This is a genomic window from Segatella salivae DSM 15606 (assembly GCF_000185845.1).
GTDB lineage: Bacteria > Bacteroidota > Bacteroidia > Bacteroidales > Bacteroidaceae > Prevotella > Prevotella salivae.
The window spans coordinates 924,562-948,760 of record NZ_GL629647.1; the positions used below are offsets into that span (position 1 = coordinate 924,562).

Here is a 24,199-nt window from a genome sequence, read left to right on the forward strand (position 1 = left end):
TTTTAGAGAAACAAACTCTACCCTCTATTTTGTTAAATCATACACGAAATATTTGTGTATGTCGCAAAAAAGTGCGAATATTGCAAACGAAAACAAAATGCTTACAAGCATTTGAATGTTGGAAATAATATCAATAGGAAGAAAAAGCATTTGAAAATGGAAGAGATTGAATATCATCACAGGCTACCAATGCAACTTAGATTTACAGACGCAGACCAGTTTGGACACATCAACAACACTGCATACTTTCAATATTATGACACGGCAAAGATTGACTATGTGCGTCAAGTGTGTGATATCCCAAAAGGTAATTATGCCATTTTTGCTGCTCATGTCGAGGCAGACTTCCTTGCACAGGTACACAGCACCGACCATGTTGAAGTGCAAACAGCTATTACCGAAGTAGGCACAAAGAGCTTTACATTACTTCAAAGGCTTGTGGATACCGACACACAAGAGGTGAAGTGCATAGGCCGCACCATCATGGTGGCATACGATCTCAAACAAAATAAATCTATGCCGATGTTGCCTGAATGGATAGATGCTATCTGTAAATTTGAGGGAAGGGATGTAAGAAGGAAGGGATAAGCCTCACAAAGAGAACCTGCTTTCAATGATTCATCAGCTATTAGATAATATATCACGTGCGCGAAAGAGAAAGACTACTGCAATCTTACTCTCTATTGTCTTTATAATTGTTATCTTTTCGGTTGCCAATCCTTCAACAAGCAGCTTCTGGCCCAAATGCCTTTTCAAACTCATTACAGACTTCGATTGCCCTATTTGCGGTTTACAACGCTCATTATATGCCTTTCTTCATGGAGACTTCTCACATGCAATAGCTTACAATTATTATTTAATTCTTGCCCTCCCCTACACTTTCTCATGTCTTATCTTCACACTACTTCCACAAGGGAAAACAAAAAAGAGAGTGAAGAATATTATTATAAGCAAACCTGTTTTATGGTTCTACGCTATCACATTCTTTGCATGGCTCATCATCAGAAACATCTATCATCTTTGATGATGAAGCAAAAATGTTTCTTCTTTCCATAAAAACAAGCACACACAAAGATGCAATAAAATAAAACCTTTCCTGACATTTACATTCAGGAAAGGCTTTTTTAATTACTCGTTAAACAGGCTCTCTTGCCCTCTTTATGCTCTATTTTGAAGATGAAAAAGGATAACTCAAGATTCCACCTTTGAGGTTTATCACCTTAAATCCCATGCCGGCAAGAAGTGTTGCAGCGGTCATGCTACGTTTTCCTGACCTACAATAAACATAAACAAGTTTTGAAGGATCAAGCACTTTCTCTGCTTTTTCCTTAAAACCAGGCTGCAACACATCAATATTCACCGCATAAAGGATATGTCTTTCACCATATTCCTCTGCCGTACGAACATCAAGAAGTTGCACACTGTCTTTCGTTATTGCCTTCTGAAAGGCTGCTGCATCAACAGAAGTAATATTCTCTTGTTGTGCACACGCTGATAATACACCACTCAATAACATACAAAGTATTGCTTTTATCTTGTTCATTTATACATTTATTATTTTGATTGTGCTGTGAAGAATCAGTTTATATCATCTCAAACAACACCTTATTAATATATAACAACTTCTAAATCACGACTTAATATCCAGCAGACAAGCCTTCCAACTTCATCGCCATAGGAAATACTACCTCATTTTCCATGGCAATATGTTCGTCGAGTGCCTGACGGAACTGCTTCAAAAGATTCATCGCTTCCACATAGTCTTCATCTGCATTTTCGGGCGCAGTATAATTGTTTGTCAATGCTGCTATGCGGTTGTGACGTTCAGTTTCATCGCCATGATCAGCCATCATCACACTTATTGGGCCTTGAATAGAACCGCAATGAAAAGGCTCTATCTTCTGACCTATGCTGTATGCACTATACATTTCGAGAATATACGGATAGAGCACACGCTCCTCTTTCGTGCAATGTGTTTCGAGATCATAGAGCGAATTGCGGAAATGATCCGTTACTTTCAATAAATTTGGATTATCTTCGCGATGTGCTTCTGCTACCTCAATGAGTTTATTCAAGATAACAGGTCCTTGTTCACGTATCCCTCTATGATGCACTTTCAATACATAATCAACCAATAAGTCGAGCGGCCATTGCTCGAATGGATAAATAGAATTCATAATTTTGTTTCTTATTTAATAATGTGTGCAAAGTTAAATAAAAACAAATAAAGTCCACATAACAATTGTTACCCTCTACTGGTTAATAATGGTTAAGGTATGTTTTATAACATATCCATAGCAAATTTTATTCAAATTAATTCCTCAAACCATTAAAAAGTTATTACCTTTGGCAAAAACAATGGAGGACATTACAATGAAAAAGATTACTGCCGAGAACTTTGATGAACTCTATGTAGACAAAATTGAGCTGGCAGAGATTGATAAATTTGTTTGTAACGAGATGAGCAGACAGATTCATCGCTATATAAAAGGCATGTCAGGTTCAAAGAATATCATGCTCAAATTCGAAGAATCTCTCTCCAAACTAAGCCTTACAGAGAAGGAAAACGCAATCGCTCAATACATAGATTTGAACCGAAAGGTCATCAGTGGATTAGATTGGAAGATGGTCATTATACGTGCTTCGGCCAACTATTGTGACACGTATGGCTACTGGCTTCAAATGATTAATAACCCTCGAAAGATAGTAGCCTACTTGCAACGCATCAAGAAAAAATACATCAAGTTTCATGAAGTGTTCGAAGAAAACGGTAAGTTTGGCATCAAAGATCATGAAGGAAAGATTCTTGTTCATGCGCTCTATGATTTCCTTCGCACACCATACGTCTACGTAGATGACCTTTGCATGATGCCTGTTATCGCTGAAAAGAATGGCAAGATGGGCTTGATTCTCCCTGATGGAAAAGATACAGTGATAGCTGAATTCATTTACGATGACATGCAATTGCGCTGCGAACCACCTTATTTTGAGGGCATTCAAGGGAAGAAACACATCTTGATTGACAGATACGGCAAACGTAGGTAACTTCCATTCAAACTTCTATCACGGCATAAACCCTTATGATTTTAAGAGTAACCATAAGGGTCTATGTTAATCATTCATGTATAAACGCAGCGAGAAAAATGTCATAAAAAATACCAATAAGAAAGAGATTATTTTTTGATGAAATAGAAATAAAACAGCGATTTAGTTGTTAAAATTTCAAGGTTTCCAACAAATAAGATATCCATTTTGGGGTATTTAAGTCTTAATATGCCTCATTTCAATTTTCTAAATCAATCAGATAAGTTCACAAAAAGCCTGCATTCACAAGCTAAAAACCAGTCATATTGAACCACAATAACCATCATTTTGTACATCAAAATCAAGGGAAGCAAGGCATAAAGCCATGTGTTTATTATAAGCATCTGAACGCCAACAGCTTACAACACACCTAAAAAAATCACCGATTTAACCTCAAGTCTCGATTGATTCTAAACGAGCCCAATCCTCAGAAGCCTTTTGTTCATAAAATTGACAATAAACATCTATATCAAACAATTCATCAAAACAGAAGTAAATCTCACTCCTACCTTTTCATAAAGCAGTCGAAACAAACATCATATTCGTGTGCCTATAGCTCTCAAGAATAAGTATAAATGACAATATTCTTGTTTGATAGCCCTATCAATTAAAGTGCAAAATCTATTGAAAACACAGCTAACATGATGATGAAGGAAATGCACAAAAAAAATCAGACCTTGCAAATATAATTGTTATATCGGCTAAGTCTGACTATCTTCTGTCTCTCTTTATCTTGAAGAAAAAACTGAATCAAATTGAGTTTTCAGTCGCTTTTTCTTTGAGCCTCTTGTCGGATTCGAACCAACGACCCCGAGATTACAAATCACGTGCTCTGGCCAACTGAGCTAAAGAGGCGAGGTGGGCAAGCTATCCTTATCGCGTCGCTACAACCAAGTACCCTTGCTACGTTCCCGTCCTGGGGGATTCCGAGGGAGCAGACCGTAAGGGACTTGCCCATGTTTGCCTTTGAAAGCGCGTGCAAAAGTAGGGATTTTATTTGTAAATGCAAAATAAACGTGAAGTAATCTCCACTCTTTTAACGTCTATTTACAAATCAACCACGGTTATTCCAGCACCACCAAATTGTACGTGTTCATCTGCATAATGCACCACATTGGACACTGTTGAAAGATATTGACGTATGAGATTGCGCAAAATACCATTTCCCTTACCATGCAAAATACGCACGCGGCTCATCCCCATCAATATGGCATCGTCAATAAAGTATTGTACAGCATTCAAAGCTTCGTCTCCTCTCATGCCACGAACATCAAGGTCTTGCTTAAAGTTCTTGCGGTGGTCATCAATTGTATCGCGTGTTGTTCGACTCACTTGATAGGCTGTTTCAACACTTTGTGAGGTTGATTCTGTTGATGATGTAGCAGCCTCTAATCGATTCACACGTATTTTTGAGCGCATATCTCCAAAGACAACAGTACACATTTGCCCATCTATCGACTCTATTGTTCCAGTCGACTTCAGCCCCCGAATACGTACGGTGTCTCCAACAGCCAATACAGCCTTTGCCTTATCTACAGCGAAATTGGTTGTAAATTCCTCTTTTTTATTTGCAGAAACAGCCTGTTCAGACTTCTCCTGTTTACGTTTCTCCTTACGCAATTTACGCTGACGCAGCTGTTCAACCTTCTTTTCAAACTCATCATCTGACATGAGCCCATGCCCCTGTTTGCCTTTCACGGGTTGTCCTTCTTTAACAGCCTGTTCAAACTGATGAAGCTCCTCACGAATCTTTTTCGTTACTTCTTTCTCTGCTTGCTGCTCTCTTATCTCACGAATAGCATTCTCTATACGGCGATTACTCTCTCGAAGTAATTCTTCAGCATCGGCTTTTGCCTTTGTGACAATCGTCTTACGTTGCTGCTGAAGTTCTTTAATCTCTTGTTCATAGCGTTCTATCGTTTTCTCCACCTCCTTTTCACGTTGATGGATAGTCTGCCGTTTTCCCTCCCAATAACGCTTATCTCGCACTATGTCTTGAAGATATTTATCGCTCTGAATGTAATCACTTCCAACGATTTCTGACGCTTCAGCGATAACATCTTCAGGCAATCCAATCTTTCGTGCAATCTCTATGGCAAACGAACTACCGGGTCTTCCTATGGCCAACTGAAAGAGAGCACGCATCTCATGACGGTCATAGAGCATGGCACCATTCACTACTCCCGGGTGGGTATCTGCGAAATGTTTCAGATTCTGATAGTGAGTTGTTATGACACCCCACGCTCCCTTCCGACAGAACTTATCCAAAACACTCTCTGCAATGGCTCCACCTATCTGAGGTTCTGTGCCAGTTCCAAACTCATCTATAAGGATTAATGTCCGACTTGTGGCCTGCTTCATCATGTTTTTCATGTTAAGCAGGTGGGAAGAATAAGTAGAAAGATCGTTCTCTATGCTTTGTTCGTCACCTATATCAATCATCAAATCTTCAAAGATACCACACGAAGAACGTTCACTAACAGGAATAGGGACTCCGCATTGTAACATATATTGCAACAACCCTACCGTTTTCAAACAAACCGATTTACCTCCTGCATTCGGACCAGAGATAATAAGTATGTGCTTCTCGGGCGTCAAAGTAATGTTTAACGGAACGATTTTTGCACCGCGAACTTCCAATTGTTTTTCAAGTAAAGGGTTACGAGCTTCTATCCAATCCATATAGGGTGAAGTGCTCAACTGAGGTGAAAGTCCTCGTATTTGCTTTCCAAACTGCACTTTAGCTTGTAGGAAATCTATGATACCAAGAAAGTGAAAAGAATCTAATATCTCACGAACGTTTGGACGAACCTGCTGTGTCAATGCGGTTAAGATACGTATTACCTCTTGCCGTTCCTCAGCCTCTAACTTACGAATATGATTATTTGCTTCAACAACTTCTGTTGGTTCTACGAAAACAGTACGTCCTGTTGCACTCTCATCATGTACTATTCCATTGATGCGCCGCTTCAAACCTGGAGCTACAGGGATAACCAACCGGCCATCACGAACAGCCGGTGTAACATCCTTGTCAATGAGTCCATCTGCTTGTGCTGCACGAAGAATGCCGTAAATGGTACGTGAAACAGAACCCTCGGCACGCGAAAGTTCACGTCGAAGGCGCTGTAACTCGGGCGAAGCAGTATCACGCATGTGTCCAAACTTATCAATCACCTGATCAATACGCTGCACAAGGTTTGGGAAAGTGGCTATACCATCAGACAAAAGGAATAGCGCTTTGCCAACCATCTGCTCATCATCATCAGGATGAAGGATTGTAACAATTTTATGAATAGTGTCAAGCGACCGGCGCAAATGAAAGAAATCTTCTTCTTCCAAGTGTGTGTTTGCTATACGTGCACGGCTCACACTCTCGCGCACATCAAAGATATTGTCTAATGGGAAATCGGGATTTTCTTCAAGAAGCAACCGAAGTTCGTCTGTCTGTTGATGCCATTCATTTACAGTTTCTACATCATCAGAGAAGGTCATTACTTCGACTTGAGACTGCCCTAAAGGCGAAAGACAACGCTCATTCAACATAGAACGTATTTCTGAGAAACCAATCTTTATTTCAAAATTATCTGGATATATCATAACTATTACTATCGATTGCAAAGGTAATAAAAAATAAAAATAAGACAAAAAGTAACGACGTATTATATATATGTGGTGGAAAAACGTTATCTTTGCAATGTTTATAAACGTAATTTTAATTGATGATTAGTTTTAATGCCATTACCCAGACAAAGGCGTTTGCACGACAGGACGGCGTATTTCTGAGTATGTTATGGATGATAACCTTTGCATTGGTGGTTTATTTGCCCAAGACGGACCTTGGAGGACTGCTCGTTTTCTCGACTCCTTTGTTTGTAGCGTGGCGAATGATTCGCTTTCGCAACTATGCTCTTGACGGCATCATGAGCTACCGCCGAGCACTTGTCTATTGCTTTTATACGTTCTTCTACGCCTCACTTCTATTCGGAGTTGCCCTTTTTATCTATTTTAGATTCATAGACAATGGTCGATTTCTTGGCGTGATGAGCTCCGCAGTATTCCAAATGATGCCACTCTATAAGCAGAATGGAGTAAGTACTCAACAGTTGACAGATGGCTTGGCAATGCTTGAACAGCTCACCCCAATGGAACTATCTTTCTTGATTTTCATCTACGGAATAATGATAGGATGGTTCTGTTCAATATTTATTGCATTCTTTGCAAAACTTAAACATTAAAATTTTTATTTGAAACCAATGGATATCACAGTTGTTATCCCTCTTTATAATGAGGAAGAATCGTTACCCGAACTCCACGCATGGATTAAACGTGTGATGGAAAACAACCAGTTCAGCTACGAGATTATCTTCATCAATGACGGCAGTACAGACCATTCATGGAATGTAATTGAAGACTTAGCACATAAAGATTCAAATGTAAAAGGCATCAAGTTCCGCCGTAATTATGGTAAGAGTCCTGCCTTATATTGTGGATTTGCAGAAGCAGAAGGTGATGTTGTCATCACTATGGACGCAGATCTTCAAGACTCACCTGACGAGATTCCAGAGCTCTATCGCATGATAAAAGAAGAGAATTACGACCTTGTATCGGGATATAAGCAAAAACGTTACGACCCATTATCAAAGACATTACCGACAAAACTCTTTAATGCTACGGCAAGAAAGATTAGTGGAATACATAATCTTCACGACTTTAACTGTGGGTTAAAAGCATATAAGAAAGACGTGGTTAAAAACATAGAAGTCTATGGAGAGATGCATCGTTACATCCCATATCTGGCAAAAAATGCAGGCTTCGACCGCATTGCAGAGAAGATTGTGCAGCATCAGGCACGCAAATATGGCAAGAGTAAGTTCGGATTAAATCGCTTTTTCAATGGATATTTAGATCTTATCACACTGTGGTTCCTTAGTAACTTTGGAAAGAAACCTATGCATGTATTTGGTTTCTTAGGCAGTTTAATGTTTTTTATCGGCTTTATTGCAGTGATATGTATTGGAGCTGATAAGGCTTATGCCCTCTTTTGTCATATTCCACAAAGACTCATCACAGACTCCCCTTACTTCTTTATTGCATTAACGATGATGCTTTTGGGAAGTCAATTCTTTCTTGCAGGCTTCATTGGAGACTTGATTAGTCGACAAAATCCTAATAGAAATGACTATCAGATAGAAAAGAAAATCTAATAAAGATAGCGACATCATGAAGGAGAATCAAACAAAATTAACAACCTACTCCATCGGTCTGCTCACTGTAATACTTATACTTGTGGGCTGTTCGACTATCGATTGTTCACTCAATAATCGTGTAATATGTAAGTATAAGCTTGCAGGTGAAATAAAAACGCTTAATAGTAAAATGACCATTACTGCCAATTTACATAATGGGAACGATTCTGTTATCATCAATCAAGCGGAAAAGACCGACAGCTTTGAACTTCCGATGAGCTATAGTATGCCTATAGATACATTCTACATTGATATCAATGGTACGACAACTAATTTGAGAGATACGATTGCAGTGACGAAAACCGACATGCCACATTTTGAATCTGTGGATTGCAGTCCTGCGATATTTCATAAGATTACGGCAATAAACTATACGCAACACGCAATAGATTCTATTGTCATCAAACAACCAAACGTAACCAATAATGTTACAAAGAGTAATTTCTTCATTTACTTTAAGAGTGCTGATTTTTAGTAGTTGTACGTTACTTTCATTAACAACATCTGCACAACAGAAAGTGAAAACCAACACGATTGAGCGTGACACTATACCTCTGTTTAGGGGAATTGCTGTCTCAACAGACTTGGTTGGCCCTGCACAATTAGCCTTTGGAGACTATGGTCAAGTTCAAGCTTCGCTACGATTGAACTTAAAAGACAAATGGTTTCCTATTGTAGAATTAGGCTATGGCAAAGCTGATGCTAAGGATATCACGACAAAAATGGCTTATAAGACAAGCGCTCCGTATGGTCGAATCGGTATGGATTGGAACCTAAGTAAAAATAAACACGATATTTATCGTATTTATGGAGGAGCAAGATACGCTTATACAACATTTAAATATGATATTGATGGGCAGAATATTATTGACCCAATATGGGGAAATCAAATAGATTTCACCGCACACCAACAAAAAGCTGACTACCATTGGCTTGAGTTTTCATTCTCTATTGACGCTAAAATCTGGGGACCACTAAGAATGGGGTGGAGTGCGCGTTATAAGCGAAGGCTCTACCATTCACATGCAAACATCGGAGAACCATGGTATATTCCTGGCTTCGGCCGTAATGGAAATAGCCGTCTTGGCGGTGAGTTTAACATCACAATGGAATTATGAGAAAAGGTAAAAAAATATATATTCAGGCGGCATTTCTGCTCTTCTTAATTGTAGGGACAATCCTTATTATTCGTCAACAACGTGATATGCCCTATCAACACAATGAAGGTTTCATCTTTGGAACGGTTTATCACGCCACATACCAATATGATAAAGACCTCAATAAGGAAATAATTGCAGAATTAAATAAGGTGGATAACGAGTTCTCTATGTTCAATAAACATTCTACAGTAACTGCTTTTAACCAAGGAAAAACGATAGAAGCCAATAAGATGTTTATGCAGGTACTCACTCTTTCACAAACCATTAACAAGGAAACTGAAGATGCTTTTGACATTACAGTAGCTCCTTTAGTTAATGCTTGGGGCTTTGGATTCAAACACCAACAATTACCTGACCGCCAACAAGTGGATAGTTTACGTGCTCTAATGGGTATGCAATACATCAAAATAGAACATACTCGTGGGAAGACTTTAGTCAAATCGACACACAAAGGATTAATGCTTGACTTCAGCGCCATAGCAAAAGGCTACGGAAGTGATGCAGTAGCTATTGTAATGCGACGTCATGATATCAAAAACTACATGATAGAGATAGGTGGAGAAGTTATCACCAGTGGGCTAAGTGAAAAGCGTTTGCCTTGGAAAATTGGTGTAACAAAACCAAGTGATGACTCTTTAAATACAAAGCAAGAACTGCAAACAGTCTTGAACGTGACCGATAAGGGTATGGCTACCAGTGGTAATTATCGGAACTTCTATTATAATAAAGGAAAGAAATTGGCCCACACTATCGACCCACGTACAGGCTATCCTGTTCAACATAGTCTTCTTTCTGCGACAGTTTTAGCTAAAAGTTGCGCTGAAGCTGACGGCTATGCAACAGCCTTTATGGTGCTCGGAATAGAGAAAGCAAAGGCAGTTTTGGACAAACATCCTGAACTAATGGCCTACTTTATCTATGCTGATAAGGGAGGGAAGAATAAAGTTTGGTATTCACCTTCATTAGAAAAGAAGATTACTAAATAACAAAGTATGGAGTACGACCTACAATTATATTCCCAGTTATTAATCCTACCATTATTTCAAGGATTAGGAAAGGCGGACTTAGAATCTGTCGTTGCTCACACGAAATTAGGCTTTCATAAATATGAAGCAGGAGAGATTATCGTCTCAGAAAATGATATTTGTAATCGACTCTTTTTCCTTTTAAAAGGACAAATAGAAGTAACTACCATAGCTGCAGGCCATAGTTACCAAATTACGGAGACCATAATGGCTCCCGAATTACTACAACTTGAGCGCCTGTTTGGACTCACTCAACACTTCTCAAAGACGTTTAAAGCTGTGACAACTTGCAGCATTTTAACGGTTGAAAAGAGTGAAGTTATACGACTAAGTGACGAGTTTTTAATCTTTAGAATCAATCTTTTCAATATCCTATCTACGTGTACACAGAAGTATGAACGTATGCTTTTACGACAACATGCAAAATCACTTGAGAGTAGAATCATACGCTTTTTTGCAGATAGATGCATACGACCAGCAGGACAAAAGATAATCAAAATAAAGATGACTCAACTGGCACTCGAGCTCAATGACAGTCGAAGAAATGTGTCAAAAGCTTTAAATTATTTGGAAACAGAAGGCATTGTGTCGCTCAAACGTAATTTCGTTGAGATCAAACATATAGAGGATGCCTTGCAAAATATTGAATTATAAGAAGGACTTAGTATGGATAAGATAACTGAACAAAAGAGAATTAATCCGTTTTTTGAGGTTTATGGTACACCACATTATACGATACCATTTCCTAAAATAAAGACTTCTGACTATGAAGAAGCCTTTATGGAGGGAATCAGACGTGACGATGAACTAATAGAGAAGATGGTCAATGATCCCTCAACTCCTACATTTGAAAACACGTTAGCACGTGTGGATGTAGAGAAAGGAGAACGTTATTATGACCTCCTCGACCGTGTTTCAACCGTTTTCTCGTGTATGTTAAGTGCGGAAACCAATGATGAACTTGACGCATTAGCACAGAAAATGAGTCCTATCCTCACTAAACATGCAAATGATGTCAGCCTCAACGAGAAACTATTTGAACGTATCAAATATGTATATGACCATCCAAATCGCGAACTTACGCCTGAAGAGCAGATGCTACTCAATAAGAGTTACGATGGCTTTGTTAGGAGTGGAGCGCTCTTAGACGCTTCTGGAAAGGAGCAACTACGTAAGCTTACAGAAGAAGCAAGCATGTTGGCACTGCAATTTTCACAAAATGTCTTGAAAGAAACAAAGGCTTTTGAATTGCACATTACAGATGAGAAGCAACTTGATGGGCTACCCGACACAGCCAAGGATGCAGCTGTTCATTTGGCAAAAGAAAAGGAAAAGTCTGGTTGGTTGTTTACACTTGACTTCCCAAGCTACTCTCCTTTCATGACATACTCTACCCAACGGGAGCTGCGCAAACAGCTATTTATGGCCAAGAACACAGAATGTACGCACGACAACAACGAGAACAATCTTGAGATTTGTAAACGATTGATAAATCTGCGTCGTGAAATCGCACAACTATTAGGCTTTAAGACCTATGCAGATTATGTCTTAAAGCATCGTATGGCCAGTGATGTTAAACATGTTTACAATCTACTTGACGAACTTATAGCAGCTTACAAGCCTACAGCAATCAAAGAAAAAGAAGCTCTTGTAGCCCTATCTAAAAGGTTGGAAGGCGAAGATTTTGAAATGAAGCCATGGGATGTAGGCTTCTATTCGCATAAGTTGCAGATGGAAAAATATAACTTAGACGAGGAAATGCTACGCCCTTACTTCGAACTTTCAAAAGTGATTGAAGGTGTGTTTGGGCTTGCCAATCGGCTCTATGGCATTACTTTTAAACCTAATGACAAGATTCCAGTCTATCATCCTGACGTAAAACCTTATGAAGTTTACGACAAAGACGGAAGTTTTTTGGCTGTGCTCTATACAGACTTCCACCCACGTAAAGGGAAACAGGGAGGTGCATGGATGACTGAATTCAAAGGGCAATGGATTGATTATAAAGGAAACAACAGCCGCCCTCACGTCAGTTTGGTCATGAACTTTACTAAACCTACTGCAGAAAAGCCTGCACTTCTGACACTCGGAGAGGTTGAAACATTCCTTCACGAGTTTGGACATTCCCTACATGGAATGTTCGCAAATACTCGTTTTGAGAGTCTAAGTGGAACGAATGTTTGGTGGGATTTTGTAGAACTTCCATCGCAATTCATGGAGAACTACGCTGTAGAAAAAGAATTCCTACGCACCTTTGCTTTCCATTATAAAACCGGAGAGCCGATTCCTGACGAGCTTATTGACCGCATCATCAAAAGTAGGAACTTCATGGCGGGACATGCATGTCTGCGCCAAGTGAGTTTCGGTCTCTTGGATATGGCCTATTATACGCAAACAAAGCCATTCAATGAAGACATTATTTCGTTTGAGAAAAAGGCATGGGAAAAGGCTATTCTCAACAAACAATTGCCTAATACGTGCATGACTGTTCAATTCAGTCACATCATGGCTGGTGGCTATGCAGCAGGCTATTACAGTTATAAATGGGCAGAGGTACTTGATGCTGATGCTTTCAGTGTATTCAAAAAGAATGGTATCTTTGATCAAAAGACCGCACAAAGTTTTAGAGATAACATACTTTCTAAAGGCGGAACTGAGCATCCTATGACTCTATATAAACGCTTCCGTGGACAAGAACCCACCATTAAAGCACTGTTAGAAAGAAACGGAATAGAATATAAAACAGCACAACATGACAGCTGAAGAAAAACAATATAATTTAGATAACCGCTATCTTCGCATGGCTCGGATTTGGGCAGAGAACTCATATTGCCTCCGCCGCCAGGTTGGTGCCCTTGTTGTTAAAGACAAAATGATTATCAGCGATGGTTACAACGGAACACCAAGTGGCTTTGACAATGTGTGCGAAGATAACGAAGGAGTTACTTATCCCTATGTTTTGCATGCAGAAGCAAACGCTATTACCAAACTCGCTCGCAGCAATAATAATAGTGATGGCAGTACGCTTTACGTGACAGCTTCACCTTGTATCGAGTGTGCGAAACTCATTATACAGGCTGGTATCAAGCGCGTCGTCTATGCAGAGAAGTATCGTTTGGAAGATGGAATAGACTTATTGCGCAAAGCTGGGACTGAAGTGATTTACATGGAACAAAAGAAAGACTATGGAACAGAAGAAAAATAACCGGTGGATGCCACTCATTATGGCCCTTTGTGTCATAGCGGGCATCTTCATGGGAACCTTTTATGCCAATCATTTTTCGGGCAATCGACTCAACATTATCAATTCTGGTAGCAGCCGACTCAGTAACCTTTTGCACATTATTGACGACCAATATGTCGACAAAGTGAATATTGACTCGCTCGTAGATAAGGCTATTCCTCAAATATTGGGAGAGCTTGATCCTCACTCTGTCTATATTAGTGCAAAGGATGTTCAGGCTGCTAACGACGACTTGAAAGGCTCATTCTCTGGTGTAGGCATTGAGTTTACGATTCGACAAGATACCATCCATGTGCAGAATGTTATTAAAAATGGGCCTGCTGACCGTGCAGGCATTCTGGCAGGCGACAAGATTGTCAGCGTAGATGGTAAACCTTTTGTCGGTAAAATCGTAACAAACGAAGAAGCTATGCGGCGATTAAAGGGGCCAAAAGATACGAAAGTGAAGATTGGAGTGAAACGCTATGGTCAAAAAGCCGTTAAGTATTTCACCGTAACACGTGGCGAAATTCCAACTAAGAGCATATCTGCCACCTATATGATTGATGATAAAACAGGATATATCCGCATCAAGAACTTCGGTGAAACCACCTATCCTGAGTTACTCATTTCCTTGGCAAAGCTTTCTCAAAACCGTTTTAGCAATCTCATCATTGACTTGCGTGATAACACAGGAGGCTATCTGAATAGTGCTGTTCAAATAGCCAATGAGTTCCTACCAAAGAATAAACTCATCGTTTATACAGAAGGACGGAAGAGTCCCCGCCAAGAGTATCGCTCGGATGGACGTGGTAGTTATCAGAACATTCCACTCGTTGTACTGATTAACGAGGGTTCTGCTTCAGCCGCAGAAATCTTTGCTGGTGCCATGCAAGATAACGATAGAGCAACCATTATCGGTCGACGTTCGTTTGGAAAGGGACTTGTTCAGCAGCAGATTGGATTCAATGATGGAAGTATGATTCGTCTAACCATCGCACGATATTACACTCCTTCCGGCCGTTGTATACAGAAACCATACACCAACGGAGAGGATATTGACTACCAACAAGACCTCATGTCACGTTATCAACACGGTGAGTTCTTCTCATCAGATAGCATTAAGCACACAGGTCCTGCCTATCATACGGGCATCGGAAGGATTGTGTATGGAGGAGGTGGAATCACTCCAGACATCTTCGTTCCTGAAGATACTTTGAACATCACCTCCTATTATAAACAGGCTGCAATGAGTGGACTCATCCTCCAGTTTGCCTATACTTATACCGACGATAACCGCATTAAGTTGAATAACTTCAAAGACATGATGCAACTTAGCGACTATCTTAAGAAGCAAAATATGGTAGATAAGTTTGCCACTTATGCGGACAGACATGGACTTAAGCGTCGAAACTTGATGATACAGAAGAGTCGTAAGCTCCTCAACCGATACATAGATAGTCGCATTATCTATAATATGCTTGATGAACAAGCTTGGATTGAATACATCAACCAAGATGATCCGGTTATCCAAACGGCACTTCGCGTGTTCAAAAATAATGCAGCTTTCCCCAAAAAGAAAAAGGCCAAACCCACAAAAAGAAAGTTAGCTATGCTGCAAGGAAACGAAAACCTATATTTTGAACGCCATCTTATAGCGCATGCGTAAAGACGAATTACGACACGAAATAAACTTGCGAAAGCGACAACTCACGCGTGAAGAGCTGCGTGAGCAATCGCTTTTGCTCGTCAATAAGGCGCTCTCCCACCCTCGTGTCAACGCTGCTCAAACCATCCTTCTCTATTATTCCATGCCCGATGAGGTGCATACACACGAGTTGATAGACACACTCTACAAACAAGGAAAAACGATATTGCTCCCTGTAACCTTAGAGAACAGCCTCGAAGTCAGGCGTTATGAGGGGCAGAAAAGCCTTAAAGAAGGACGTGCTTTCCATATCATGGAACCTACTGGTGACGTTTTTTCATCTCTTGACAAAATTGAACTCGTCATTGTTCCTGGCTTGAGTTTCGACCTAAAAGGCAATCGTTTAGGACGTGGAAAGGGCTATTATGACCGCTTTCTAAAACTTGTTCCTCAGGCCTATAAGTTGGGGTTATGTTTCGATTTCCAAAAGGTTGATGCCGTACCTGTAGAAGATTATGACGTAAAAATGGACGAAATTCTTTAATAAATTACGAATAAAATCTATTCACTTATGAAAAAGAATATCATTGTAACCTTGCTATTAAGTCTTTTTTCACTATCTATCAGTGCACAATATACTAAAGGCGATTTCTTCATTCAACCCAAATTAGGCTTCAATATGTCTAAATTCGTTGGTAGCGGACTCCTTTATAGTCCCAAATGGAAGGCTGGTTATGAAGCAGGTGTTGAGGCAGAATGGTTTGTTTCCACCCACAATTCACTCTCTTTTGGCTTAGCATATCGGCAGATTGGCTGCGGGTTCAACTACAAGGAGATTCACGACATGACATACAAGAAAAGTACTGACAAGTTAGAACGCCTCAACATGAACTATATTGCACTGCCCGTCATGTATAGTTTCTACGTTAAACCCCATCTCGCCTTTAAGATAGGACTTGAAGTTAGCGGTCTGCTCACGGCAAAACTTCACGCTCATAGTTATGGGAAAATGGCCGATCCACTACCAGGAAACGATGGATATAGCTCAGATGATGACGTTACAAAGTATGTATGGCATGACTATAGTCATCATGAAACAACAGAGAAGAATAACGATTTCAAACGCGTTTGTGTTGCTATTCCCGTCGGAATCAGTTATGACTACAAACAGTTTGTCATGACAGGAATTGTGCATATCGACCTCAATAGAATCTATACGTATGATAAAATCTATATTCCCGGTGGCGGAATGTCTGACAAACATGGACTGCGAAACCTTTATATTGGCATCACAGCAGGCTATAAATTTAAGCTCTAAAAACCTATATAGCCTCATGAAATTAATCAGTCGTTGAGATAACTTGCAGGAAATAGGGATTAACCTATAAGCAAATAGGGATATTCTTCACGAAGAATCACTTTCTGTTTCTATATTTGCGATAAACAAAACCATACAACTATGAAGCAACAACTACACAAATTCAGCCTATTATTCGTTATGTTCCTCATGGCTTTCAGCTTTGAAGCTGCGGCAAAAGACAAGCGAATCATTGAGAGAGGCATGACAAAACAGGAAGTAATGAGTATTCTTGGTACCCCGAAAGCCTCAAGTTTTGACCAGACAGGAACGCGTTGGGAGTACATCAAGAGTAAGTTGTTAGACATTTACGACGTATATGTGCGCATCGAATTTGACAACCGTGACCGCGTCGTCAACTATCAAGAAACCATTATACCACGTCAAGCGGCTAACCAAAACAATATGATTGTCGGCAATCCTACTGATGAATTTCGTCGTCCCTACCCTGCTTTCTACGATGAATGCCTAAGTGAAAACGAGTTTACTATACTCTATGACCGAATGAACAAAGCTAATTTTGATGACAATAGAATGGCACTTCTTGAAGTGGCTTGCCTGAGAAGTCTTTTCACTTGCCGTCAAAGTGCACAATTGTTAAAGTTGTTTACATTCAGTGATAGCAAACTAAAGGCCTTACGTTTCATGGCGCGTCAGATTGTAGATCCACAGAATGCATACGTTATCTATCAGGATTTCACGTTTGATAGCGATAAAGATAAGGCGGCAAGAATCATGCATGAGCGTCAAATGCGATAGAAAACAACACAGGATTGAATAGCAACCAAAGGTTACGAAAGCACAAAAGGAGACAACCATACAATCTTATTGACACTCAACCACTTACAAATCACACTGCGATTTGCATCAAGTGACACTGCAATCTGCCTCAAATGACCGCATGATATACGTCACATCATACGGTCATTTGACGCAAACAGCGAGAAGAGATAAGGCATATTATCTCACCATTCAAAAGAATTTAATATCACTAATGATGAAACTTCCAACCTGACTGTTGAGTCGTTGCACAAGTTTCTGACGCATCATACTGAGGTCTTGGCGTAAAGCTGGATTATTAATCTTTACGAATAACGTTTGGTTTTTTATGAATTTATCACTGGTGTAACGCGAAATCGTTGGACCAACCACAGCATCCCACGACGCTACAAGCCGTCTTTGAAGCAGTGGAGTCTCAAAACCTTCCTTGCGAAGTACCGTTTGCAAGAGGTCGGATAGAGATTTAACATCACGCTTAAACATTAGTTTTTCTCCTCAATTTCACCATTATCAACGGAAAACAACTTATAATCGAAGTCACCACGAGCAAGTATTTGGTCGAGATGATCACGGTTAGTATCAGTTATAAAGATTTGACCAAACTCATCACCACCAACAAGTTGCACAATCTTTTCAACGCGATTGGCATCTAACTTGTCGAAAATATCATCAAGAAGCAACAATGGAGTGTTGTTTGAAGTGCGTCGAAGGAAATCAAATTGTGCCAGCTTTAACGCCAAAGCATAAGTCTTGTGTTGCCCTTGACTGCCTTCTCTCTTCATCTGATATCCATCTAACAACATCTCAAGATCATCACGATGTACCCCATGAAGTGAGTAACCTACGGCCCTATCTCGATGCCTATCACGTTGTATAGTGTCAAGTAATGGCCCACGTTGTCCATGAGAAACATAATTCAGAGCTACTGTTTCATGTCCTCCCGAGATATGCGTGTAGATGTCTTGGAACACAGGAACGAGTCTCTCTACAAACGAATTGCGCTTCTGATAGATGATTTCTCCATTCAAAGCCATTTGCTCTTCCCATATTTCGAGTAAGGCTTTATCGGGTTCTTCCTCCATTTTCAATAAGGCATTTCGCTGCTGAAGTGCTTTATTATAGGCTGAAAGAGCCTCGATATATGCATGATCATACTGAGAGATTACTACGTCAAGAAGTCGTCTTCTCTCTTCACTTCCTCCTTCAATTAATATCGAATCGGCAGGTGAAGCGAATACAAGTGGGATGAGACCAATATGCTGTGACAGTCTGCGATATTCCTTTTTATTACGCTTAAAATGCTTTTTCGTGCCACGTTTCATTCCACAATAAATCTGTTCTTCATCCCCTTCATCTGATGAATACTTACCATCGAGGACGAAAAAGTCTTGATTATGTGTGATTACTTGGGCATCAATTGGGTTGAAAGCACTACGACAAAACGACAAATAATGAACCGCATCGAGTACATTAGTCTTACCAACTCCGTTGCTTCCTATAAAGCAATTGAGCTTCGAAGACAATAAAATCGTTGCCTCACGAATGTTTTTATAATTGATAACTGAAAGTCTTTTGAGTATCATAATCTATTCTGCAAAGTTACCGTTTAATAGGGGAAAAACGAAAAAAAGAATGAATAAATTTCAATATGTGAGAATTATTACGTAATTTTGCGACGTTATATACCGTGCATTTAGAGGGTAGAAACGCCACAAATTGAAAAATAAATAAAAACAACTAATAACAATGGCAAACAAAAATGAACAGGGGGCGCTCGACAACGAGGCACTCATTAAGTCGGAAGTCTTCTTTGAGAAGTACAAGAAAGCAATCATTATTGCACTTATAGCAATAGTCGTTATCATTGTAGGTGCTTTCCTTTACAAAGCTTATGTAGCTGAACCACGCGAAGAAAAGGCCAGTACGGAGTTGGCAAAAGGCCAAGAATACTTCAACGCGGAGCAGTTTGATAAAGCTCTTAAGGGTGATGGTGCAGGCTTTTCTGGCTTACTTAATGTCATCAATAACTACGGAAGTACGGATGCAGCAAATCTTGCGAACCTCTATGTTGGCTTATGTTACGCCAACTTAAATAAGTGGAATGAGGCTGTTAAGTATCTCGATGAATACTCACCTGCCGATGATGCCATGGTAAGTCCTGCTGCAGTAGCGGCACTTGGCAATGCTTATGCTCACGTAAATCAATTGGATAAAGCCATAACAAACTTGCAAAAAGCTGCTGATATGGCTGACAAAGAGGCAAAAGATGATGCAAACAACTCTCTATCTCCTACCTTTAGACTGCAAGCTGGCATTCTTTTGGAGAGCCAAGGAAAGAAAGATGACGCACTGAAGACATATCAAGATATCAAGAAAAAGTATGTAAATTCTGGCCTTGTACAAAGCCAAGAGATTGATAAATACATAGAAAGAGCATCAAGATAACATGGCAACAGAATTACATCATCTGTCAGATTATGACGCCAATAAAGTCCCTGATGCAAGTAATATGTGCTTCGGCATCGTTGTATCTGAATGGAATCCAGAGATAACTGATGCCTTACTTGAGGGTGCAATGACGACACTTCAGAAGCATGGAACACTCCCGGAGAACATTCATGTGAGGACAGTTCCAGGCAGTTTTGAATTGATTTATGGCGCACATCAAATGGTTTTGCATGGCGGTTACGATGCTGTCATCATCTTAGGAAGCGTCATTCGCGGTGAAACTCCACACTTTGATTACATCTGTCAAGGTGTAACTGAAGGCATAGCACGCTTAAATGCCACACAGGAAATACCTGTTGTGTACGGCCTTTTGACAACAAACGACCTCCAACAAGCAAAAGATCGCAGCGGAGGAAGATTGGGAAATAAAGGTGATGAGTGTGCTGTTGTAGCAATAAAAATGGCTAAATTCTAAATAAAGAGATGAAACTTCACCAATTGTTACAAGCGTATGAGTTCGACGAACTTATGCCTGTGATTAATGAAATGTTTCCAGGCACAGCGAAATATCGTGAGCCTTTGAAGAAAGCTTACGACATAATGGTAGGCATGAAGCCTGTAAACTCAAGCAAGAGCATTCGTTATAAGCTCATCAAAGGCAAGGGAGAAGAACAATATATGGGTGCTGAGGACGCGAATTTCAAAGGAAATTGGGAGGTGATTCTCGGCAAAGATGTCTCCCGAGAGAAAGGAGTCGACCTCAATGATGCTGAGGTTTTGGCCAATTGTTTAGTCAACATGTGCTTTATAAGCAATTATCCTCGTCAGTTTGAAGAGGCACATCAAGCGCTATTAAAAGAGTAAACGAATTACAAAGCATATTAAAATGAGATGGAAGTAGAATCTTTCATCTCATTTTTTTGTTTATAACAAAACCATCAGATAAAAGAAAAGCAGTGATTACACGAATGCAATCACTGCCTATTCTATCTTTATTATCGGCTTAAAATGCCTTAAAACTTAATACTTAAGCTTGGCGACGACCATATTGTTCATCAAGATTGAACAAAGAGTTATTGCCCATTCGCTTGATACGGTCAACGATTCCACTTGCTGTAGCCTCTTCTTCTACCTGCTCACGAACGAACTGCCACAAGAAATCCTGTGTTGCATTATCGCCTTCTTTCTGTGCTTGTGCGAGCAGATTATTAATACTTTCACTAATCTTACACTCGTGAGCATAAGCATCTTCGAATACATTGAGTGGGTTTTCCCATGTCTTTTTCACTGCTTCTATAGTGTTAACCTCAGCTGTTCCACCACGTTTAATGATGTAACTAGCCATTTGTGAAGCGTGATCCATCTCTTCTGCACTTTGCTTTTTCATCCAAGTAGAGAAACCGGTATAGCCTTCTTTCTCCAAATAGAAAGACATAGAGAGATACAAGTTAGCTGAATAAATCTCGCACACAATTTGATTATTGAGTGCCTTTTCAAGTGAATTTGAAATCATAATCTTATTATTTAAATGTTATCTGATAAGACAAAGATACAAAAAAACAAAGAAACAAGCTCCTTTTTGCCATTTTCTTAACGCTTATTTTATATCTTATATTTTGTTAATCCCTACATTCCCTCTTCCTCAGAGAGGTCTTGTTCCGACGCTTCTGAACTTCCTGTATCAAGTTGAGTGTCTTTAGAAATAGAAACTTTTCCCTGACGTGACACCTTCAACAGCAATGGAATATACTCATCACTCATTTTATCTGGCGAGCCAACACTGGCTGCAAACAACAGATTATCACCCTCGGCACGGTCTAAAACAATACCAACGAGTGCACCATCTGAATAAGTACCATCAATATAATCCTTGAAATCAACCTTCGTAAACGTATGATTGAAGAACTCACTACCATCTGACCGCAAAATCCTTATCATGATTTTATTGTCATAATACTTAGTGTTTCCATCCTCAATCAATGGCAATGAAGTATCAGCCACACGCTTTGTTTCGACCGTATACACTCCACCTAACCACTTAATCTTACGGCTTTGAACATAGTTTCCTGTCTGCTGAATCTTTCGTTGAACAATTGTCACAGGCTTTTTGGTAATGATATCTCCCGTGTTTTTCTTCTCCTTACAACCATAAACAGCAAGGATTCCAACAAAACAGATTAGTAAACTATTGTATTTTCTCATCTTTTCTTTTTTCAATTACAAGCAAACAATCAAATGCTTCAATTGCCGTGTGTAGATAACTTGATGCAAAGGTAGTGTAAAACTACCAAATATCAAAAAGAAAGTACAATTTTTCCACGCGACAATATCATTCAACTGACCGACGAAAAATAATCAAAGATGACACTAAACCCATTTTTTTTATTATCTTTGTAGCGTTCAATCAACCAACAAAGAATGAATTATAAACATCTGTTTCCCATTTCATTACTATTACTTTTGACTTTCCTTGGCTGCAAAAGTAATAAGCAACAACAGACAGAAAAGGCTGTCGATACGATTCCAATGCTAATCAATCGTGTCCAGAAATGCTCTAAACTTTACACCATAGAGTATAAGATTCATAAGATAATCACGCATGATGACCAGAAAGCGATTAAGGGAAAGCTCTTCAACGAGAATATAAATATAGAGATTCCGCTAACAAAGCGCAGAGTAGCTATACCCATGGATGCGACACTTAAAGGCTATATTGACTTCGCAGACTTTAGTAACGAGAATGTGAAACGTAACGGAGAGAAGATTGAAATCATTCTTCCTGATCCACGAATCACATTGACAAGCACGAAGATTGACCATGATCAAATCCGCAAATACGTTAGTTTCACACGCTCAGACTTTTCAGATGCTGAACTTTCTGACTTCGAACGTCAAGGACGTCAACAGATATTGCAAGCTATTCCGCAAACAGATATCTTAGAAAATGCACGTATCAGTGCCACAAGAATCCTCGTTCCTATACTTCAACAATTAGGATTCAAGGAACAAAACATCACAATCAGCTTCCGAAACGACCTGCACAGCAATGATCTTCAAATGCTGATTGACAAAACTTTTGAACATGGAAAATAAGAAACGAAATTCATTCGGGCTATCTGTTCTCAACAAACTGACGGCTAAAATCATATTTATACTTGTGTTGATTGTGGTGTTATTCATCATGATTACCTGTGCAGTGAAATGGGTAAAGACGGGAACCAGTCTGCAAATTGGTGAAAATAAGAACATAGACCTCACGCCGGCACTGATTAAAAACATTGAAGAAATTGGCGAATGGGAGTTTCTTCAGATCTCTGATGAAGAGCTTGTAGACACCATAAAGCATGGTTTCTTCGGCGATAGTGAGTTGGCTCGCATCTACTATGGAACGCTACGACTTGGTATAAACCTACATCATGCAACACCAGGATGGATATATCAGGACAAAGACAGCCTGAAACTGACTCTTCCTCCCATTCATTTGCTTGATCAAGACTTTATTGATGAAGCCAGAACTAAATCGTTTTATGAAACTGGAAGATGGTCTGAGGCTGACAGAAAACAGCTTTTCAATCGCGCATATAAACGCATGAAGCAACGCAGTTTGACGCAAAAGAACATCACAACGGCACAGCAAATTGCATGCGAACAGGTAGAAAACCTGATGAAAAGCATGGGATTTAGCAAGGTAAAAGCAAGTTTTGCACATAAAGACAAATAAGAAACAAAGGGCCCAATAGCGTCACGCTATCGGGCCTTTTCTCACTAAATCAACAAAAACTAACATCCCGTGATTCTGGGATTTGTAATCAAATTATTAATCTACCAAAACACAAAAAAACTTCAAAACTACCAAAACATTTTGAACCTAAATATATAGAACCTATCGAAATATCATGTTTAATTTCTCTCTCAATTATCAATATCAGCCTGTTTTGACTTTACTCGCGTAAAAACAACAGCATTGAATGACAATACAAAGATAGGACTAATCTCTTATGTGCACTCAAAGAATTATCGTTTTTTTGACATTTTACTGGGCAAACGTTTGCATAATACGACGTAAATAGTCCCCATGAACGGCCCTTTTTACAGCAAAAAATAGGATTGAATAAATTAAGTTTTCAATAAAGATAAGCCGTTTCTCCTATTAAATCCACATTTATCACACTCTGATTTGTAAAGTTTTGTATCTATTTTTTAACATCTTTAGAAGACTCCTTCTGTA

General features: G+C 39.5%; 27 protein-coding genes and 1 tRNA gene. 20 read left to right on the top strand and 8 right to left on the bottom strand.

The window, feature by feature from the left end; genetic code table 11:
- Window positions 1-156: 156 nt before the first annotated feature.
- Both HMPREF9420_RS03820 and HMPREF9420_RS03825 read left to right on the top strand, forming a co-directional pair.
- Window positions 157-588, top strand: coding sequence for an acyl-CoA thioesterase (locus HMPREF9420_RS03820; RefSeq protein ID WP_044079083.1), 432 nt, complete (start codon window positions 157-159; stop codon window positions 586-588).
- A gap of 25 nt (window positions 589-613) precedes the next feature.
- Window positions 614-1,024, top strand: a complete 411-nt coding sequence (locus tag HMPREF9420_RS03825; RefSeq protein WP_044078751.1) for a DUF2752 domain-containing protein — start codon at window positions 614-616, stop codon at window positions 1,022-1,024.
- Window positions 1,025-1,165: 141 nt separating this feature from the next.
- On the opposite strand, the gene HMPREF9420_RS03830 is transcribed toward HMPREF9420_RS03825, so the two are convergent.
- Window positions 1,166-1,543: a rhodanese-like domain-containing protein gene (locus HMPREF9420_RS03830; RefSeq protein WP_007134132.1), complete on the bottom strand. Its 378-nt coding sequence runs from the start codon at window positions 1,541-1,543 to the stop codon at window positions 1,166-1,168.
- A 94-nt stretch (window positions 1,544-1,637) separates the two neighbouring features.
- Window positions 1,638-2,177, bottom strand: a complete 540-nt coding sequence (locus tag HMPREF9420_RS03835) for a hemerythrin domain-containing protein (protein ID WP_007134133.1) — start codon at window positions 2,175-2,177, stop codon at window positions 1,638-1,640.
- Window positions 2,178-2,358: 181 nt separating this feature from the next.
- Between HMPREF9420_RS03835 and HMPREF9420_RS03840 the strand changes: the two genes are divergently transcribed.
- On the top strand, window positions 2,359-3,045 hold the full coding sequence (locus HMPREF9420_RS03840; RefSeq protein WP_007134134.1) for a hypothetical protein: 687 nt from the start codon (window positions 2,359-2,361) through the stop codon (window positions 3,043-3,045).
- 820 nt (window positions 3,046-3,865) lie between these two features.
- Here HMPREF9420_RS03840 and HMPREF9420_RS03845 read toward each other — a convergent pair.
- Window positions 3,866-3,939 (bottom strand) — tRNA-Thr (locus tag HMPREF9420_RS03845).
- 192 nt (window positions 3,940-4,131) lie between these two features.
- The gene (locus tag HMPREF9420_RS03850) at window positions 4,132-6,681 is read right to left on the bottom strand and encodes an endonuclease MutS2 (RefSeq protein ID WP_007134136.1); all 2,550 of its coding nucleotides are present in this window, start codon (window positions 6,679-6,681) and stop codon (window positions 4,132-4,134) included.
- 122 nt (window positions 6,682-6,803) lie between these two features.
- On the opposite strand from HMPREF9420_RS03850, the gene HMPREF9420_RS03855 reads away from it, so the two are divergent.
- The 12 genes from HMPREF9420_RS03855 (at window position 6,804) to HMPREF9420_RS03910 (ending at window position 17,502) form a co-directional block, all read left to right on the top strand.
- Window positions 6,804-7,319 (top strand): DUF4199 domain-containing protein, encoded by a 516-nt coding sequence (locus HMPREF9420_RS03855; protein ID WP_007134137.1) that lies wholly within the window; start codon window positions 6,804-6,806, stop codon window positions 7,317-7,319.
- Between the two features lie 18 nt (window positions 7,320-7,337).
- Window positions 7,338-8,288, top strand: a complete 951-nt coding sequence (locus tag HMPREF9420_RS03860; protein WP_007134138.1) for a glycosyltransferase family 2 protein — start codon at window positions 7,338-7,340, stop codon at window positions 8,286-8,288.
- A 16-nt stretch (window positions 8,289-8,304) separates the two neighbouring features.
- A complete protein-coding gene (locus HMPREF9420_RS03865) occupies window positions 8,305-8,805 on the top strand; it encodes a DUF6452 family protein (RefSeq protein WP_007134139.1) in 501 nt (166 codons plus the stop codon).
- Window positions 8,756-9,448, top strand: a complete 693-nt coding sequence (locus tag HMPREF9420_RS03870) for a DUF6048 family protein (RefSeq protein WP_044078753.1) — start codon at window positions 8,756-8,758, stop codon at window positions 9,446-9,448. The genes HMPREF9420_RS03865 and HMPREF9420_RS03870 overlap by 50 nt, the downstream gene beginning before the upstream one ends.
- Window positions 9,445-10,476 (top strand): FAD:protein FMN transferase, encoded by a 1,032-nt coding sequence (locus HMPREF9420_RS03875; RefSeq protein ID WP_007134141.1) that lies wholly within the window; start codon window positions 9,445-9,447, stop codon window positions 10,474-10,476. Before HMPREF9420_RS03870 ends, HMPREF9420_RS03875 begins: the two co-directional genes overlap by 4 nt.
- 6 nt (window positions 10,477-10,482) lie before the next feature.
- The gene (locus tag HMPREF9420_RS03880) at window positions 10,483-11,169 is read left to right on the top strand and encodes a Crp/Fnr family transcriptional regulator (RefSeq protein ID WP_007134142.1); all 687 of its coding nucleotides are present in this window, start codon (window positions 10,483-10,485) and stop codon (window positions 11,167-11,169) included.
- A 12-nt stretch (window positions 11,170-11,181) separates the two neighbouring features.
- Window positions 11,182-13,278, top strand: a complete 2,097-nt coding sequence (locus HMPREF9420_RS03885; RefSeq protein ID WP_007134143.1) for a M3 family metallopeptidase — start codon at window positions 11,182-11,184, stop codon at window positions 13,276-13,278.
- Window positions 13,268-13,720: a deoxycytidylate deaminase gene (locus tag HMPREF9420_RS03890; protein WP_007134144.1), complete on the top strand. Its 453-nt coding sequence runs from the start codon at window positions 13,268-13,270 to the stop codon at window positions 13,718-13,720. Before HMPREF9420_RS03885 ends, HMPREF9420_RS03890 begins: the two co-directional genes overlap by 11 nt.
- A complete protein-coding gene (locus tag HMPREF9420_RS03895) occupies window positions 13,701-15,407 on the top strand; it encodes a S41 family peptidase (RefSeq protein ID WP_007134145.1) in 1,707 nt (568 codons plus the stop codon). The genes HMPREF9420_RS03890 and HMPREF9420_RS03895 overlap by 20 nt, the downstream gene beginning before the upstream one ends.
- Window positions 15,400-15,930: a 5-formyltetrahydrofolate cyclo-ligase gene (locus HMPREF9420_RS03900; RefSeq protein ID WP_007134146.1), complete on the top strand. Its 531-nt coding sequence runs from the start codon at window positions 15,400-15,402 to the stop codon at window positions 15,928-15,930. The genes HMPREF9420_RS03895 and HMPREF9420_RS03900 overlap by 8 nt, the downstream gene beginning before the upstream one ends.
- A gap of 27 nt (window positions 15,931-15,957) precedes the next feature.
- Window positions 15,958-16,704: an outer membrane beta-barrel protein gene (locus HMPREF9420_RS03905; protein WP_007134147.1), complete on the top strand. Its 747-nt coding sequence runs from the start codon at window positions 15,958-15,960 to the stop codon at window positions 16,702-16,704.
- 141 nt (window positions 16,705-16,845) lie between these two features.
- Window positions 16,846-17,502: a DUF4476 domain-containing protein gene (locus tag HMPREF9420_RS03910; RefSeq protein WP_007134148.1), complete on the top strand. Its 657-nt coding sequence runs from the start codon at window positions 16,846-16,848 to the stop codon at window positions 17,500-17,502.
- A 213-nt stretch (window positions 17,503-17,715) separates the two neighbouring features.
- On the opposite strand, the gene HMPREF9420_RS03915 is transcribed toward HMPREF9420_RS03910, so the two are convergent.
- Complete coding sequence (locus HMPREF9420_RS03915) at window positions 17,716-18,006, bottom strand: DciA family protein (protein WP_007134149.1); 291 nt, start codon at window positions 18,004-18,006, stop codon at window positions 17,716-17,718.
- Window positions 18,006-19,106, bottom strand: a complete 1,101-nt coding sequence (gene recF / locus HMPREF9420_RS03920; protein ID WP_007134150.1) for a DNA replication/repair protein RecF — start codon at window positions 19,104-19,106, stop codon at window positions 18,006-18,008. The genes HMPREF9420_RS03915 and recF overlap by 1 nt, the downstream gene beginning before the upstream one ends.
- Before the next feature lie 163 nt (window positions 19,107-19,269).
- On the opposite strand from recF, the gene HMPREF9420_RS03925 reads away from it, so the two are divergent.
- Genes HMPREF9420_RS03925 through HMPREF9420_RS03935 form a run of 3 tightly spaced genes read left to right on the top strand, consistent with a single transcriptional unit; the run spans window position 19,270 to window position 20,835 of the window.
- On the top strand, window positions 19,270-19,968 hold the full coding sequence (locus HMPREF9420_RS03925; RefSeq protein ID WP_007134151.1) for a tetratricopeptide repeat protein: 699 nt from the start codon (window positions 19,270-19,272) through the stop codon (window positions 19,966-19,968).
- 1 nt (window position 19,969) lies between these two features.
- Complete coding sequence (ribH, locus tag HMPREF9420_RS03930) at window positions 19,970-20,446, top strand: 6,7-dimethyl-8-ribityllumazine synthase (protein WP_007134152.1); 477 nt, start codon at window positions 19,970-19,972, stop codon at window positions 20,444-20,446.
- Between the two features lie 8 nt (window positions 20,447-20,454).
- On the top strand, window positions 20,455-20,835 hold the full coding sequence (locus HMPREF9420_RS03935; RefSeq protein ID WP_007134153.1) for a hypothetical protein: 381 nt from the start codon (window positions 20,455-20,457) through the stop codon (window positions 20,833-20,835).
- A gap of 163 nt (window positions 20,836-20,998) precedes the next feature.
- Here HMPREF9420_RS03935 and HMPREF9420_RS03940 read toward each other — a convergent pair whose 3' ends face one another.
- Together HMPREF9420_RS03940 and HMPREF9420_RS03945 are read right to left on the bottom strand one after the other, a co-directional pair.
- The gene (locus HMPREF9420_RS03940) at window positions 20,999-21,484 is read right to left on the bottom strand and encodes a ferritin (protein ID WP_007134154.1); all 486 of its coding nucleotides are present in this window, start codon (window positions 21,482-21,484) and stop codon (window positions 20,999-21,001) included.
- Window positions 21,485-21,597: 113 nt separating this feature from the next.
- Window positions 21,598-22,173, bottom strand: coding sequence for a DUF4738 domain-containing protein (locus HMPREF9420_RS03945; protein WP_007134155.1), 576 nt, complete (start codon window positions 22,171-22,173; stop codon window positions 21,598-21,600).
- A 216-nt stretch (window positions 22,174-22,389) separates the two neighbouring features.
- On the opposite strand from HMPREF9420_RS03945, the gene HMPREF9420_RS03950 reads away from it, so the two are divergent.
- Entirely contained in the window at window positions 22,390-23,064 is a 675-nt protein-coding gene (locus tag HMPREF9420_RS03950) for a DUF4230 domain-containing protein (RefSeq protein ID WP_007134156.1), read from the top strand.
- On the top strand, window positions 23,054-23,692 hold the full coding sequence (locus HMPREF9420_RS03955; protein ID WP_007134157.1) for a DUF4230 domain-containing protein: 639 nt from the start codon (window positions 23,054-23,056) through the stop codon (window positions 23,690-23,692). Before HMPREF9420_RS03950 ends, HMPREF9420_RS03955 begins: the two co-directional genes overlap by 11 nt.
- Window positions 23,693-24,199 lie beyond the last annotated feature (507 nt).